This window comes from Actinomadura luteofluorescens (assembly GCF_013409365.1).
GTDB classification, from domain to species: domain Bacteria; phylum Actinomycetota; class Actinomycetes; order Streptosporangiales; family Streptosporangiaceae; genus Spirillospora; species Spirillospora luteofluorescens.
Genome location: NZ_JACCBA010000001.1, coordinates 7,197,886 through 7,211,656, shown reverse-complemented (window position 1 = coordinate 7,211,656; position 13,771 = coordinate 7,197,886). Strand labels below are relative to the sequence as shown.

Genomic DNA, 13,771 nt, shown 5'->3' with positions numbered 1-13,771 from the left:
TGTCCGTGGCGGCACGGTCGTCACAGGTGCCGGTCGAACCAGTCGGCGGCCTGCGCGGTGACCTCTTCGAGGGCTCCGGGCTCCTCGAACAGGTGGCCCGCGCCGGAGATCACGTGGACCTCGGACGCGGCGAGGCTCCGGTGCGCCCGCTCGTTCAGTTCCAGCACCTCGGTGTCGAGGGCGCCGACGATCAGCAGGACGGGTGCCCGGACCCGCGCGAGGGACGGGCCCGCCAGGTCGGGACGCCCGCCGCGGGAGACGACCGCGGCGATCCGGGGGCGGGCCGCGGCGGCGCCGAGCGCGGCGGCCGCGCCGGTGCTCGCCCCGAACAGGCCGATGGGGAGGCCCGCGGTGTGCGGGGCGGCTTCGAGCCCTTCGGTGAGGGCGTCGACGGCGCCGACGAGGCGGCGCGTGAGCAGGTCGATGTCGAACCGCAGGGCGGCGGTGAGCCGGTCGGCCTCCTCCTCGGGCCCGGTGAGGAGGTCGATGAGGAGGGTCCCGAGCCCGGCGGCGTTCAGGCCGTCGGCGACCGCGCGGTTGCGGGGGCTGTGCCGGGAGCTGCCGCTGCCGTGCGCGAATAGGACGACGCCCCGAGCGCCGTCCGGTATGTCCAGGTCACCCGCCAGCTCGGCGTCGGGCAGCCGCAGCGTGGTCATGTGTTGGGCGGCTCCGCGCTGATGTCGGCGAGGGCCGAGCGCTCGTCGCGCTGGACGGCGAGGTCGCCGATGGACACCATGCCGATCGGGCGGTCGCCGTCCACGACCGGGAGCCGTCGGACGGTGTGCGCCCGCATCAGCCGCACGGCCTCCTCGGCGTCCGCCCCCGGCGCGATCGTGATCATGTTGGTGCTGCAGATCTCGGCGACGGCCGTGCGGGACATGTCCCGGTGCTCGGCCACGGCGCGGACGACGATGTCGCGGTCGGTGACCAGGCCGCGGAGACGCCCCTCGTGGACCACCAGGACGTCGCCGATGCCGTGCCGACGCATGAGGTCCCCGACCTCGACCAGGCTCGTGTCCGGGGACACCGCCACGGGCGCGGGCGTCATGACTTCGTTCACCTTCTGGCCCATGCGAGACCTCCCTCGGGGGCTCGCGTACCCAGCGCCGGACGGGATATGTCTACGCGGGCGAGTCGGGGCCCTCCTGCTCGGCGAGGAACCGCTCGAACTGCGCGCCGAGCTCGTCGGCGGTCGGCATGTCCTGCGACTCGGCGAGGAGGTTGTCGCGCTCGGCGGCGCCCGCGAACGCGTCGTACTGCTGCTCCAGCGCCCGCACGACCTTCTCGACCTCGTCGTTGCCCTCGACCTGCTCGGCGATGTCGGCGTCGGTGGCGGCGGCGGCCTCCCGCAGCCGGTCGACCGGCAGCACCAGCCCCGTCGCGGAGATCACGGCCTCCATCGCGGCGACCGCCGCGGCCGGGTAGGCGGACTGCGCCAGGTAGTGCGGGACGTGCACCGCGAACCCGACGGCGTCGTGGCCCGCCTCGCCGAGCCGAAGCTCCAGCAGCCCCGCGGCGCTGCCCGGCACCTGCACCTTGTCGAACCAGGAGTTGCGGGTGATCAGCTCGGGCCGGGTCGCGTGCGAGGTGGTGCCGACGGGACGGGTGTGCGGGACGCCCATCGGGATGCCGTGGAAACCGACGACCAGCCCCACGCCGAGCCGCTCCACCAGATGCAGGACGGACGCGGTGAAGCCCTCCCACAGCCGGTCGGGCTCCGGGCCCGACAGCAGCAGGAACGGGCTGCCGACCTCGTCGTGCAGCAGCCGGACGACCAGTTCGGGAGCCTCGTAGGTGGCCCAGTGGTCGCGGTCGAACGTCATCGGCGGGCGGCGCGCCCGGTAGTCGATCAGGGAGTCGACGTCGAAGCGGGCGATGACCCGGTGCTCCAGCGCCTCCAGGAGGTGCTCCCGCACGAGCTGCCCGGTCGTCCCCGCGTCCACGAAGCCGTCCAGGCTGTGCAGCAGCACCGGACCCGTCATCTCCGGCAGGTCGGAGTCGAGCTCGTACAGATCCTCTGGGTTAAGCAACTTCTCCCCCACCTCTACTGTCCATCAGCCCAAGCGTATCCGTGCCCAAGGCGGTGCTCTCGTCCTCCGGGCCTTGGCGGCCCGGAGGACGAGAGCACCGCGGGCGATCATCGCATCGCCCCGGCTCGCGTCGCGATCAGTCTCTCGCAGGCTCGCGACCGCCTTCGGACGCGATCGCAACCGTTCGGAATTTCGCGTGGTCGCGGCGAGGAACTGCGGCCCCGCCGGGCGGTGGCTTGAGTTCTCGCAGTAGGCGGCTCGGGTGGGGGTGGTCCCGTTCAGGTTCGGGTCGTCGGGCCTGGGCTACTCCTTGAAGACTCGGCTGGTCAGGAAGTCCTCGGGCTGGAGGGTGGTGAGGGCCTCGCGGTCCACCTCGCCCGGGTCGGCCAGGAGGCGGTTCGCGTGGCGCAGGCGGGCGCGTTCTATCGCGTTGCGGACGGAGCGGGCGTTGGCGAAGCGGGGCCGGGCGCGGCGGCGGGCGAGGTAGTCGCGGAAGACCGGCTCGGTCTCGGGGGCGAGGGTGTAGCCCTCGCGGGCCGTCATCAGGCGGCCGATGGCCTCCAGCTCGCCGGGCTCGTAGTCGGGGAAGTCGATGTGGTGGGCGATGCGGGAGCTCATTCCGGGGTTGGACGCGAAGAAGGAGTCCATGCGGTCCTTGTAGCCGGCGAGGACGACCACCAGGTCGTCCCGCTGGTTCTCCATGACCTGGAGGAGGATCTCGATGGCCTCCTGCCCGTAGTCGCGCTCGTTCTCGGCGCGGTACAGGTAGTACGCCTCGTCGATGAACAGGACGCCGCCCATGGCGCGCTTCAGGACCTCCTTGGTCTTGGGCGCGGTGTGGCCGACGTACTGGCCCACGAGGTCGTCGCGGGTGACGGAGACCAGGTGGCCGCGGCGGACGTAGCCGAGGCGGTGCAGGAGTTCGGCGAGCCGGACCGCGACGGACGTCTTGCCCGTCCCGGGGCTGCCGGTGAAGCACATGTGCAGGTTGGGACGTCCCGAGTCGATGCCGAACCGGGCCCGGACGCGGTCGACGAGCAGCAGCGCGGCGATCTCCCGGATGCGGGTCTTGACGGGGGCGAGCCCCACGAGTTCGGCGTCCAGGGTGGAAAGGACGGCGTCGACCTGGGAGTCAGCGCGTTCCTTGGCGAGGTCGACGCGGGCGTCGGCGGGGAGCGGCTCCCCGGCGGCGGGTTCCGGGAGGTCCGCCACCGGGGAGCCGTTCCGCCGCATCCCGAAGCTCTGCCGCGTCTCCGGGCCGGGGCGGTCGCTCAACGTCCCGCCCCGTAGCGGTCGCCTTCGGGACAGTCGAGCGCGTAGGGGTGCATCGTGTAGCGGACGCGCCGGTCGGCGGTCTCCGTCCGGTCGAGGCGGAAGCCGGGCTCCTCGGCCGGGCGCTGGACGATGAACGACAGCGCCGTCGTCTGCCGCCCGTAGCGGGCGTCGTAGGCGGTCAGCCGGACGTAGCGGTCCGGGTAGGCCTTGCGGCACTCGTTGACCTCGTACAGGACGCCGGCCGGGTCGGTGAGGTCGAACATCGGCAGGCCCCACATCTCCCAGTAGGAGTTGCGCGGGTGGGGGTCGTCGGTGAACTCGACCGAGCACGGCCAGCCCTGGTCCAGGGCGTAGGCGATCTGCTCGGCGATGTCCTCGTCGGTGAGGTCGGGCAGGTAGGAGAAGGTGCCTTGGGTGATCCGCATGTCACACGCTCACGGGGGTCGGGGCGGCGTCGGGGGTGTCGGTGGACTCGTAGGTGAAGGTGATGTCGCCCCAGGTGGACAGGGCGACGTCCAGTTCGCGGCTGTGCTTGGCGGCGGCGCGCAGGATGTCCGGCCCCTCGGCCAGGTAGTCGCGGCCCTCGTTCCGCGCCTTGATCATGGCCTCCAGCGCGACGCGGTTGGCGGCGGCGCCGGCGGCGATGCCCATCGGGTGGCCGATCGTCCCGCCGCCGAACTGCAGGATCGAGTCCTCGCCCAGGTAGTGCAGGAGCTGGTGCATCTGCCCGGCGTGGATGCCGCCGGACGCGACGGGCATCGTGCCCGGCATCGACGCCCACTCCTGGTCGAAGTACAGGCCCTTCACCGGGTCGGCCTCCACGCGGTCGAGGCGGAGGGTGTCGTAGTAGCCGCGGACGCTGTTGGGGTCGCCTTCGAGCTTGCCTACGACCGTCCCGGCGTGGATGTGGTCGACGCCCGCGAGGCGCATCCACTTGGCGATGACGCGGAAGTTCACGCCGTGGGTCTTCTGCCGCGTGTAGGTGGAGTGGCCCGCGCGGTGCAGGTGCAGGATGACGCCGTTCCTGCGCGCCCACTTGGCCATGGACTGGATCGCCGTGTAGCCGATCGTGAGGTCGATCATCACGATGACGCTGCCGAGCTCCTTGGCGAGCTCGGCGCGCTCGTACATGTCCTCCATCGTCGCGGCGGTGACGTTGAGGTAGTGGCCCTTGACCTCGCCCGTCGCGGCCTGCGCCCGGTTGACGCCCTCCATGCAGTACAGGAAGCGGTCGCGCCAGCGCATGAACGGCTGGGAGTTGATGTTCTCGTCGTCCTTGGTGAAGTCGAGGCCGCCGCGCAGGGCCTCGTAGACGACGCGGCCGTAGTTGCGGGCCGACAGGCCGAGCTTCGGCTTGACGGTCGCGCCCAGTAGGGGGCGGCCGAACTTGCCGAGGTACTCGCGTTCCATGACGATGCCGTGCGCCGGGCCCTGGAACGTCTTCACGTAGTGGGTCGGGATCCGCATGTCCTCCAGCCGCAGGGCCTTGAGCGCCTTGAACCCGAAGACGTTCCCGATGATGGACGACGTCAGGTTCGCGATCGAGCCCTCCTCGAACAGGTCGAGGTCGTAGGCGATGTAGGCGATGAACTGGTCGCCCTGCCCGGGGACGGGCTCCACCTTGTAGCACTTGCCCTGGTAGTTCTCGTAGGAGGTGAGCCGGTCGGTCCACACGACCGTCCACGTCGCGGTGGACGACTCGCCCGCGACGGCCGCGCCCGCCTCCTCCGGCGGCACGCCCTGCTGGGGCGTGATGCGGAAGGCGGCGAGGATGTCGCTGTCCTTCGGCTCGTAGTCCGGACGCCAGTAGCCCATCTCCGCGTAGGGGATCACGCCCGCCGACCATCTGCCCGCGCTCATCGCCGCTCTCCTTCAGCCGAAGCCTGGAATGGACGGGACGCGGCGCGCCGCCCCAGTGGAGGACGGCATGTCCCAGGGGATCGGGGTGGAGCGCCGCGTCCCGGCCACGTGCAACCGTGACGCGTCCGAGAATCGCCCTCCGACACTTGCGATGTCCATCAAGTGTTCTACGGTGACCGTCAAGCATTCGCTTGAACGAGGAGGCGGGACGTGACGGAGGCGCGGCTGCGGGCGCTCGTCGCGCTCGCCGACACCGGGTCGGTGCGGTCGGCGGCGCGGCGGCTGTACGTGACCGAGTCGGCGGTGTCGGCCGCGGTCGCGGCGCTGACCCGGGAGCTGGGCGTCCCCCTCGTCCGGCGGGAGGGGCGCGGCGTCCGGCTGACCGGCGCGGGCGCCGTCTACGCCGGGTACGCGCGGCAGGTGCTCGGGCTGCTGGAGGAGGGGCGCGCGGCGGCGCGCGGCGCGGCCGACCCGGGGCGCGGGCCGCTGCGGCTGGCGGCGGTGACGACGGCCGCCGACCAGGTCCTCCCCGAGCTGCTGGCCTCGTTCCGGGCGCGCTGGCCGGACGTGGAGCTGGCGCTGGAGGTGGGGCCGCGCCGCCAGGTGTGGAGCAGCCTCGCCGCGCACGAGGCCGACCTCGTGCTGGCGGGCCGCCCGCCCGCCGGGGTCGCGGCGACCGTGCTGGCCAGGCGGCCGAACGAGCTGGTCGTCGTGGGAGCGCCGGACCTGGCGGCCGGGTTCGCCCTGGCCCGCACGCCGTGGGTGATGCGCGAGCCCGGGTCGGGGACGCGGGCGAGCGCGGACGCCTACCTGGCCGAGCGGGAGGCGGCGCCGCCGCGGCTGGTGCTCGGCTCGAACGGCGCGGTGATCGCCGGCGCGGCGGCGGGGCTGGGCGTGGCGCTGGTCTCGCGGGACGCCGTCGGCGCGGAGCTGGAGGCCGGGCGGCTCGTGGTGGTCGGCGCGCCGGGGATGCCCCTGGACAGGCCGTGGCACGCGGTCGCGGGCGCGGCGCCGACGGCGACGACGCTGCTGTTCGTCCGGCACCTGCTGGACGCGCCCGGCTGGCGCCCGGCCGCGGTGGCTACGGAAGGCTCCACAGCGACACCGACAGCAGGCCAAGGCTGACGGCGATCAGGATCATCGCGACGGACCGCCCGCCCTCGCCGGACGGGGCGGAGCTCCGGCGCGCCAGCAGGACCACGAAGCTCACGAGGAAGCCGGCGGCGACGACGTCCATCGCCACGGCGAGCCCGGTCATACCCTCACCATCCGCATCATCGGTGCAACCCTAGAGGAGCGCGGCCCTTCGCAGGTGTGGTCTTCACAATGCGCTCTTCACAACGCGGTCCTCACAGTGCGGTCCCTCACATCGGCGCTGCGGCGCGCATGAACGGCCCCGATCGCGTCAGAATCGTGTTCGGAACCGTGAAAGGGGCCTCCATGACCGCCGACCGCCCGTACGACGTCGTCCTGTTCGGCGCCACCGGCTTCACCGGTGCCCTCACCGCCGAATACCTCGCCCGGCACGCCGGTCCCGGCACGCGCTGGGCGCTGGCGGGGCGCAACCAGGCGAAGCTGGCGGCCGTGCGCGACCGGCTGGCGGAGCTCGACCCGGCGTGCGCCGAACTGCCGCTGCTGCACGCCGACACCACCGACGCGGCGTCGATCGAGGAGATCGCGGAGTCGGCGCGGGTCGTCATCACGACGGTCGGCCCCTACGTCAAGTACGGCGAGCCCCTGGTGGCGGCGTGCGCGCGCGCCGGCACCGACTACGTCGACCTCACCGGCGAGCCCACGTTCGTGGACCGGATGTACGTGAAGTACCACGACGCCGCGGTGCGCAGCGGGGCCCGGATCGTGCACGCCTGCGGGTTCGACTCGATCCCGCACGACCTCGGCGTGTACTTCACGGTCAAGCAGCTCCCCGAGAACGTCCCCCTGCACGTCGAGGGGTTCCTGCGGGTGCGCGGGGACGCGTCCGGCGGCACCCTGCACTCGGCCGTCGGCATCTTCGGCGACGCCGCCGGGATGGTGCGCGCCGAGCGCGAGCGCCGCAAGGTGGAGACGCCTCCCGCCGGGCGCACGGTGCGGATCTCGCGCCGCCCGGCGCCGAAGGCCCGCGTCGGGGGCGGCTGGACGCTGCCGCTGCCCACCATCGACCCCCAGATCGTGGTGCGGTCCGCCGCGGCCCTCGACCGGTACGGCCCCGACTTCTCCTACGGCCACTACGTCGCGGTCAAGCGGCTCGCCACCGCGGCGGGGATGGCGGCGGGCTCCGGCGCCCTGCTGGCCCTCGCCGCGCTCCCCCCGACCCGCAGCCTCCTGCTGCGGCTCCGGACGCCCGGCGACGGGCCGTCGGAGGAGCGCCGCGCCCGCAACTGGTTCAGCGTGAAGTTCGTCGGGGAGGGCGGCGGCCGGCGCGTCGTGACCGAGGTCGCGGGCGGCGACCCCGGATACACCGAGACGGCGAAGATGCTCGCCGAGTCGGCGCTGTGCCTCGCCCACGACGATCTGCCCGCGACGTCCGGGCAGGTCACGACGGCCGCCGCGATGGGCGACGCGCTCGTCGACCGGCTCGTCAAGGCCGGGATCGCCTTCCGGGTCATCGACGCGGGCTGAGCGCCGGTCAGATCGCCTTCCCGGGGTTGAGCACGCCGTCCGGGTCGAGGGCCCGCTTGATCCGCCGGTGGACGTCCCGGACGCCGGGGCCCATCTCGCCGTCCAGCCAGGGCCGCTTCAGCACGCCGACGCCGTGCTCGCCGGTGAGGGTGCCGCCGAGGTCGATCGCGGCGGTGAACACCTCGCCGGCCGCCGCCAGCACGGGCGGCGGGGGCCCGGGCAGGTCGCGGTCGAACACGAACAGCGGGTGCAGGTTGCCGTCCCCGGCGTGGGCGACGGTGAGGATGCGGACGCCGTGCCGCTCCGCCGCTCGCTCGACGCGCTCCACCATCTCCGGGAGCCGCGAGCGCGGGACGCACACGTCCTCCACGAGGCACTTGCCGAGCCTCTCGGCGGCGGGGTAGGCCAGCCTGCGCACCTCCAGCAGCGCGTCGGCCTCCGCCTCGTCGGTGGACGCGGCGGCGAACGCGGCCCCGGCCCGCTCGCACTCGCGGACCAGCGCGTCCGCCGGGCACTCCGGCCCGTCGGTCTGCGCGAGGAGCACCACGGCGGCGCCGGGATCGAGGTCGATGCGGCGCCACTCGTCGATCGCCCGCAGCGTGGCCCGGTCGACCAGCTCCAGCAGGCTGGGCCGCAGCCCGGCGCCCATGATCGCGGCCGCCGCCGCACCGGCCGCAGTCAGGGACGGGAACGTCGCGAGCACGGTCTCGGGCGGCCGCGGGGGCGCCGGGAACAGCCGGACGGTCGCCGCGGTGATCACCCCGAGGGTGCCCTCGGACCCGACGAACAGCCCGGTGAGGTCGTAGCCGGTGACGCCCTTGACCGTCCGCCCGCCGGTCCGGATCACCGTCCCGCCCGCGAGGACGACCTCCAGCCCGAGCGTGGAGTGGCGGGTCACGCCGTACTTCACGCAGCGCAGCCCGCCCGCGTTGGTGGCGAGGTTCCCGCCGATCGTGGAGATCTCGTGGCTGGAGGGGTCCGGCGCGTACATCAGGCCGTGGGCGCGGGCCGCGCGGTCCAGATCCGCGGTGATCACGCCGGGCTCGGCGACGGCGACGTGGTCGAGCGGGGAGATCTCCCGGATCGCGGTCATCGCGGCCAGCGACAGCACGACGCAGCCGTCCACGGCGGTGGCCCCTCCGGCCAGCCCGGTGCCCGCGCCGCGCGGGACGACCGGGACCCGCTCCTCCTGCGCCCACGCCATCGTCGCCGCCACGTCGGCGGTGTCGCGGGCGCGGACGACCGCGAGGGGCGCGCCGGGCACCGCGTAGGTCTGGTCCCGCGTGTAGGCGTCCATCGCGTCCGGGTCGGTGAGGACGCGTCCTTCGGGGAGGAGGGCGCGCAACGCCTCGGCGGTCACTTCGAGCACCGGTTGCGCAGGACGCCGAGCCCCTCGATCTCGGTCGTGACCAGGTGCCCGGGGCGCAGCCGCACCGGCGGGACGCGGCTGTCGCCGATCCCGGCCGGGGTTCCGGTGAGCAGCACGTCGCCGGGGTCGAGCGTCACGATGCCGCTGACGTAGGCGACGATCTCCTCCGGCGGGAACAGCATGGTGGACGTCCGGCCGCGCTGCATGACCTCGCCGTCCACCGCGCAGGTGACCTCCAGGTCGGCGGCGTCGGCCACCTCGTCGCCGGTGACGAGGGCGGGCCCGAGCGGGGTCGTGGAGTCGAACGTCTTGCCCTGGAGCCACTGGGTGGTGCGGCGCTGGAAGTCGCGGGCGCTGACGTCGTTGGCCACGGTGTAGCCGGCGATCGCCGCGCGGGCCTCGCCGCGGTCCGCGCCCCGGACCGTCCGGCCGACGACGACGGCCAGTTCCGCCTCCCAGTCCATCGCCGCGGACGCCTCCGGCAGCATGATCGGGTCGGACGGGCCGACCAGCGAGCGCGCGAACTTGGCGAACAGCGTCGGGTACTCGGGGGTGTCGAGCCCGGTCTCGGCGATGTGCGGCGTGTAGTTGAGCCCCACGCAGATGATCTTGCTGGGGTGCGGGACCACCGGGGCGAGGTCCAGCTCCGCGAGCGGAACCGGACGCCCGGCGGCGGCCGCGGCCCGCTCCCGCCAGTCGGGCCCGGCGGCGAGCAGCGTCCCCACGTCCGGTGCGTCGAGCGGAGTCACGGACTCCCCGTCCACCCGCCCCGCCCGGGTACCGCCCTCGCCACGAAAGGTCACAAGTCGCATGCCCGTTCTCCCAGATATTCCATGATACGGAATGCTATTCCGCAGAATAGACAAGCAAGGACACAGCTCCCTGTCAACCACCGGCCCCCAGAAGCCGCATGCACCCCCGCCCCCAGGGCCGCTCCTTACCGACACCGCACCCCACGGGACCGCCGGCCCCAGCAAGCTCCACACGCCACCGGGCCGTTGCCACCAGGCAGCCGCCGCACCCGCCAGGTCGATGCCCCGGCCAGCCGCCGCACCCCACGGAGCCCGCGAATCGCCAGGTCACCGTTCCGTGCAAAGGGCGGGGTTCGTGGCCGGGTTGGCGTTACGGGGTGGCGGGGCGGTCCAGTTCGTCGGCGAGGACTGCGCGGAGGCGGGTGGCGACCTCGGTCAGGCGGGCCTTGGGGAAGCGGTCCTTCGGGGCCGTGACGCTGATGCCGGCCGAGGGCGTGGCCCGGCCGAGGAAGACCGGGACGGCCGCGCAGCGCACCCCTTCCTCGTTCTCCTCCAGGTCGAGGGCGTAGCCGCGCTCGCGGATCTCGGCCATCTCCTCGGCGAGGCGCGCCGGGGAGGTGATCGAGTGCCGGGTGACGGCGCGCAGCTCGTGCGCCGAGGCCCACAGCCGGATCGCCTCGTCGGTCGGGTACGTCCAGGCCAGCAGGGCCTTGCCGACCCCGGTGCAGTGCGCGGGGTTCCGGCCGCCGATGACCGAGGTCATGGTGATCGGGTGGATCGCCTCGACCTTGTCGACGTAGACGATCTCGGCGCCCTCCAGGACGGCCATGTGGGTGGTCTCGTTCAGCTCCTCGCGCAGCCGCAGCAGCACGGGGTGCACCAGGGAGCGCAGGTCGATCCGGTCGTAGAAGCGGAACGCCGCCGCGAGCAGCTCGGTGCCGAGGAAGTACGGGCCGTTCGGCTCGGGCTGCGCGGCGAAACCGCGGTGCCGCAGCGCGCCCAGCAGCCGGTGCAGGGAGCTGCGCGGGATCCCGGAGCGGACCGCGAGGTCCTCCAGCGTCACGCCGCGCCCGCTCTCCGACAGCAGCTGGATGATGCGCAGCGCCCGGTCGACGCTGCCGACCGGAGACTCGCTCTTCGCCATATGTACACCCTCCATGTTTCCGTCATACGGAATGCTAGCCCACGATGCGGATGCCCTGCTACATTCGCCGCGTGATGAAGGCACTCGTTTTCACCGCTCCGAGTGTGGTGGAACTGCACGACGTCGACGAACCGTCCGTCCGAGCCGATGAGATCCTCGTCGAGGTGGCCGCCGCCGGCATCTGCGGCAGCGAGCTGCACGGCGTGCGCACCCCGGGGTTCCGCACTCCTCCGCTGGTGATGGGCCACGAGTTCGCCGGGACGACCCCGGACGGGCGCCGGGTCGCGGTGAACCCCATTGTGTCCTGCGGGCGCTGCGACATGTGCGGCAGGGGGCGCGGGCACCTGTGCCGGCGCCGGGCCCTGATCGGGGTGCACCGCCCCGGCGGGTTCGCCGAGCGGGCGGCCGTGCCCGCGTCGGCCGTGCACGTCCTGCCGCCCGGCATGGGGTGGACGGCCGCGGGCCTGATCGAGCCGATCGCCTACGCCGTCCACACGTGGAACGTGGCACAGGTCCCCGAGGGGGCGCGGATCGGCGTGATCGGCTGCGGCTCGATCGGGCTGCTGTGCGTGCAGCTCGCGCGCGCCCGGGGCGCCGCCGTCGTGGCCGCCGCCGACGTCTCGCGGCGCCGCGCGGCCATCGCGGAGCGGGTCGGCGCCGACGTCGCGGGCCCCGCGCTGACCGGCGAGTTCGACGTGGTGTTCGACGCGGTGGGCCTGCCGGCGACCCGCGCCGGCGCGCTGGCCCGGCTCGCGCCCGGCGGCACCGCCGTGTGGCTGGGCCTGCTCAGCCCCGAGTCCGGGTTCGACGGCGCGGACCTCGTCCGGTCCGAGAAGCGGGTGCTCGGCTCGTTCGGCTACACCCCCGGCGAGTTCGCCGCCGCCGTGACCCTAGCGGGCGAGTGGGATCTCGGCTGGGTCGACACCTTCCCCCTCGCCGACGGCGCCCGGGTGTTCACCGACCTGATGAACGGCGGCACCGAGCCCGTCAAGGCCCTGCTCACGCCGTGAGCTGCCGGAACGTCCCGGGCGAAGGGAGACCCTCATGAACGTCAGCGCGGGGTTCCGCGACCTCGCCGTCCCGCCGGGGATGGTCGCCGTGTGCGCCCTCGGCCAGGCGGGCTTCCTGATCAAGGGGGCGGGCGGGACGGTCGTGGCCGTCGACCCGTACCTGTCGGACCGGCTCGCCCGCGACTCGGAGTTCGGGCCGCCCGGACGGTGGGCGCGCCGCTTCCCGCCGCCGTTCGCCCCGGACGACCTGGACGCCGACATCGTGCTCGTCACGCACGAGCACGCCGACCACTTCGACCCGGCGACGCTCGGGCCCGCCCTCGCGCGCCGCCCGTTCACTGTCGTCGCGCCGCCCGTCCTGCGGGACGAGGTGGAGGCGCTCGGCGCCCGCTTCGCTCCGGCGTACGCGGGACGTCCGCAGGAGCTGGACGGGGTCCTCGTCCATCCGGTCCCGGCCGCGCACTCCCCCGAGTACACCGGGCCGGACTGCTACGACGTCATGGTGCAGGACGGCGCGCACCGGTTCCTCGGGTACGTCGTCGAGGTCGACCCGGGCGTGACCGTCTACCACGCGGGCGACACCGTCCCGCATCCCGAGATCGACCGGGCCCTCGAAGGGCTGCGGCCGCGGGTCGCGCTGCTGCCGGTCAACGGCCGCGACCGGATCCGCGAGGAGATGGGGATCGTCGGCAACCTGACCGTCCGGGAGGCGGCGCACCTCGCCGCACGGGCGGACGCGCGCTGGCTGGTCCCGAGCCACCACGACCTGTTCGCCGTCAACGCCGAATCGGTCACCACGTTCGTCGACACGCTCGACCGCCGGTTCCCCGACCAGGAGTACCTCGTGCCCAAGGTCGGACGCCCGGTCGTGCTCGGAGTCTGAGAGGTCCGTTCCGCATGTCCCTTTCCACGACCAGCCGGCCCGCCGCCGTGCGCGAGGAGGAGCCGCCATGCGCGGGCTGACCGGCAAGAACGTCCTGATCACCGGCGGCACCAGCGGGATCGGGGCGGCCGCGGCGCGGCGGTTCCTGGAGGAGGGCTCGCGCGTCTTCGTCTGCGGCCTCGAAGGCGTCGCGGAGACGCTCGGCGAGCTGGGCGCGCTCGGCGAGATCGGCGGGACGGTCTGCGACGTCAGCCGGGAGGACGAGGTCGCCCGGCTCCTCGCCGAGGCCGAGTCCGCGCTCGGCGGGATCGACGTGCTGCTGAACAACGCCGGGACCAGCTGGCGCGAGCCCTTCCTGGAGATCACCGCCGCGCACTGGGACACCGTCATCGCGGTGAACCTGCGCGGGATGTTCCTCGTCGGCCAGGCCGCCGGCCGGTCGATGGTCGCCCGCGGCACGCGGGGCTCCATCGTCAACATGGCCTCCACGAACGCGCTCGGCGGCGAGGCCGACTACGCCCACTACAACGCCTCCAAGGGCGGGGTGCTCCAGCTGACCAGGACGATGGCCGTCGAGCTCGGCGCGCACGGCATCCGGGTCAACGCGCTCTGCCCCGGCTACATCAGGACGCCGCTCAACGCCTCCATCGAGGCGGGCCTCGACCCGGGGTTCGTCGCCGCCTACCAGCGCGACCACATCCCCCTCGGCCGGGCCGGGCGGGCGGAGGAGGTCGCCGCCGCCTACGCCTTCCTGGCCTCCGACGACGCCTCCTTCGTCCACGGAGCCGAGCTGGTCATCGACGGCGGCCAGCTCGCGATCATGTAAGGG

The 13,771-nt window shown here is 73.6% G+C and carries 15 protein-coding genes; 5 read left to right on the top strand and 10 right to left on the bottom strand.

The window, feature by feature from the left end:
• Positions 1-20 precede the first annotated feature (20 nt).
• From BJY14_RS33495 to BJY14_RS33470, 6 genes are all read right to left on the bottom strand, one after another.
• Positions 21-656 (bottom strand): dienelactone hydrolase family protein, encoded by a 636-nt coding sequence (locus BJY14_RS33495; protein ID WP_179847269.1) that lies wholly within the window; start codon positions 654-656, stop codon positions 21-23.
• Complete coding sequence (locus tag BJY14_RS33490) at positions 653-1,072, bottom strand: CBS domain-containing protein (RefSeq protein WP_179847268.1); 420 nt, start codon at positions 1,070-1,072, stop codon at positions 653-655. The genes BJY14_RS33495 and BJY14_RS33490 overlap by 4 nt, the downstream gene beginning before the upstream one ends.
• Before the next feature lie 49 nt (positions 1,073-1,121).
• A complete protein-coding gene (locus tag BJY14_RS33485; protein WP_218905701.1) occupies positions 1,122-2,030 on the bottom strand; it encodes a proteasome assembly chaperone family protein in 909 nt (302 codons plus the stop codon).
• Between the two features lie 303 nt (positions 2,031-2,333).
• The gene (gene cbbX / locus BJY14_RS33480; RefSeq protein WP_246396202.1) at positions 2,334-3,305 is read right to left on the bottom strand and encodes a CbbX protein; all 972 of its coding nucleotides are present in this window, start codon (positions 3,303-3,305) and stop codon (positions 2,334-2,336) included.
• Complete coding sequence (locus BJY14_RS33475; protein WP_179847267.1) at positions 3,302-3,730, bottom strand: ribulose bisphosphate carboxylase small subunit; 429 nt, start codon at positions 3,728-3,730, stop codon at positions 3,302-3,304. Before BJY14_RS33475 ends, cbbX begins: the two co-directional genes overlap by 4 nt.
• A gap of 1 nt (position 3,731) precedes the next feature.
• Positions 3,732-5,165: a form I ribulose bisphosphate carboxylase large subunit gene (locus tag BJY14_RS33470; RefSeq protein ID WP_179847266.1), complete on the bottom strand. Its 1,434-nt coding sequence runs from the start codon at positions 5,163-5,165 to the stop codon at positions 3,732-3,734.
• Between the two features lie 210 nt (positions 5,166-5,375).
• Here BJY14_RS33470 and BJY14_RS33465 point away from each other — a divergent pair, with 210 nt between their 5' ends.
• Entirely contained in the window at positions 5,376-6,290 is a 915-nt protein-coding gene (locus BJY14_RS33465) for a LysR substrate-binding domain-containing protein (protein ID WP_179847265.1), read from the top strand.
• On the opposite strand, the gene BJY14_RS33460 is transcribed toward BJY14_RS33465, so the two are convergent.
• Positions 6,247-6,423, bottom strand: coding sequence for a hypothetical protein (locus BJY14_RS33460; RefSeq protein WP_179847264.1), 177 nt, complete (start codon positions 6,421-6,423; stop codon positions 6,247-6,249). The genes BJY14_RS33465 and BJY14_RS33460 overlap by 44 nt on opposite strands.
• 182 nt (positions 6,424-6,605) lie before the next feature.
• Here BJY14_RS33460 and BJY14_RS33455 point away from each other — a divergent pair, with 182 nt between their 5' ends.
• Positions 6,606-7,784: a saccharopine dehydrogenase family protein gene (locus BJY14_RS33455; protein ID WP_179847263.1), complete on the top strand. Its 1,179-nt coding sequence runs from the start codon at positions 6,606-6,608 to the stop codon at positions 7,782-7,784.
• A 7-nt stretch (positions 7,785-7,791) separates the two neighbouring features.
• Here the strand turns inward: BJY14_RS33455 and BJY14_RS33450 are convergent, their stop codons facing one another.
• The 3 genes from BJY14_RS33450 to BJY14_RS33440 form a co-directional block, all read right to left on the bottom strand.
• The gene (locus BJY14_RS33450; protein ID WP_312879511.1) at positions 7,792-9,153 is read right to left on the bottom strand and encodes an FAD-binding oxidoreductase; all 1,362 of its coding nucleotides are present in this window, start codon (positions 9,151-9,153) and stop codon (positions 7,792-7,794) included.
• Entirely contained in the window at positions 9,141-9,965 is an 825-nt protein-coding gene (locus BJY14_RS33445; RefSeq protein ID WP_179847262.1) for a fumarylacetoacetate hydrolase family protein, read from the bottom strand. The genes BJY14_RS33450 and BJY14_RS33445 overlap by 13 nt, the downstream gene beginning before the upstream one ends.
• A gap of 310 nt (positions 9,966-10,275) precedes the next feature.
• The gene (locus tag BJY14_RS33440; RefSeq protein WP_179847261.1) at positions 10,276-11,049 is read right to left on the bottom strand and encodes an IclR family transcriptional regulator; all 774 of its coding nucleotides are present in this window, start codon (positions 11,047-11,049) and stop codon (positions 10,276-10,278) included.
• 74 nt (positions 11,050-11,123) lie between these two features.
• Between BJY14_RS33440 and BJY14_RS33435 the strand changes: the two genes are divergently transcribed.
• The 3 genes from BJY14_RS33435 (at position 11,124) to BJY14_RS33425 (ending at position 13,768) form a co-directional block, all read left to right on the top strand.
• Positions 11,124-12,059: a zinc-binding dehydrogenase gene (locus BJY14_RS33435; protein ID WP_179847260.1), complete on the top strand. Its 936-nt coding sequence runs from the start codon at positions 11,124-11,126 to the stop codon at positions 12,057-12,059.
• A 34-nt stretch (positions 12,060-12,093) separates the two neighbouring features.
• Positions 12,094-12,942, top strand: coding sequence for an MBL fold metallo-hydrolase (locus BJY14_RS33430; RefSeq protein WP_179847259.1), 849 nt, complete (start codon positions 12,094-12,096; stop codon positions 12,940-12,942).
• 67 nt (positions 12,943-13,009) lie between these two features.
• On the top strand, positions 13,010-13,768 hold the full coding sequence (locus BJY14_RS33425) for an SDR family NAD(P)-dependent oxidoreductase (RefSeq protein ID WP_179847258.1): 759 nt from the start codon (positions 13,010-13,012) through the stop codon (positions 13,766-13,768).
• Positions 13,769-13,771: the final 3 nt, after the last annotated feature.

Excerpts from the sequence above, each read along its gene's own strand:
- BJY14_RS33470 (WP_179847266.1), bottom strand. The coding sequence starts at position 5,165 with ATGAGCGCGGGCAGATGGTCGGCGGGCGTGATCCCCTACGCGGAGATG.
- BJY14_RS33445 (WP_179847262.1), bottom strand. The coding sequence starts at position 9,965 with ATGCGACTTGTGACCTTTCGTGGCGAGGGCGGTACCCGGGCGGGGCGG.
- BJY14_RS33440 (WP_179847261.1), bottom strand. The coding sequence starts at position 11,049 with ATGGCGAAGAGCGAGTCTCCGGTCGGCAGCGTCGACCGGGCGCTGCGC.
- BJY14_RS33475 (WP_179847267.1), bottom strand. The coding sequence starts at position 3,730 with ATGCGGATCACCCAAGGCACCTTCTCCTACCTGCCCGACCTCACCGAC.
- BJY14_RS33490 (WP_179847268.1), bottom strand. The coding sequence starts at position 1,072 with ATGGGCCAGAAGGTGAACGAAGTCATGACGCCCGCGCCCGTGGCGGTG.
- BJY14_RS33430 (WP_179847259.1), top strand. The coding sequence starts at position 12,094 with ATGAACGTCAGCGCGGGGTTCCGCGACCTCGCCGTCCCGCCGGGGATG.
- BJY14_RS33435 (WP_179847260.1), top strand. The coding sequence starts at position 11,124 with ATGAAGGCACTCGTTTTCACCGCTCCGAGTGTGGTGGAACTGCACGAC.
- BJY14_RS33495 (WP_179847269.1), bottom strand. The coding sequence starts at position 656 with ATGACCACGCTGCGGCTGCCCGACGCCGAGCTGGCGGGTGACCTGGAC.
- BJY14_RS33455 (WP_179847263.1), top strand. The coding sequence starts at position 6,606 with ATGACCGCCGACCGCCCGTACGACGTCGTCCTGTTCGGCGCCACCGGC.
- BJY14_RS33460 (WP_179847264.1), bottom strand. The coding sequence starts at position 6,423 with ATGACCGGGCTCGCCGTGGCGATGGACGTCGTCGCCGCCGGCTTCCTC.
- BJY14_RS33425 (WP_179847258.1), top strand. The coding sequence starts at position 13,010 with ATGCGCGGGCTGACCGGCAAGAACGTCCTGATCACCGGCGGCACCAGC.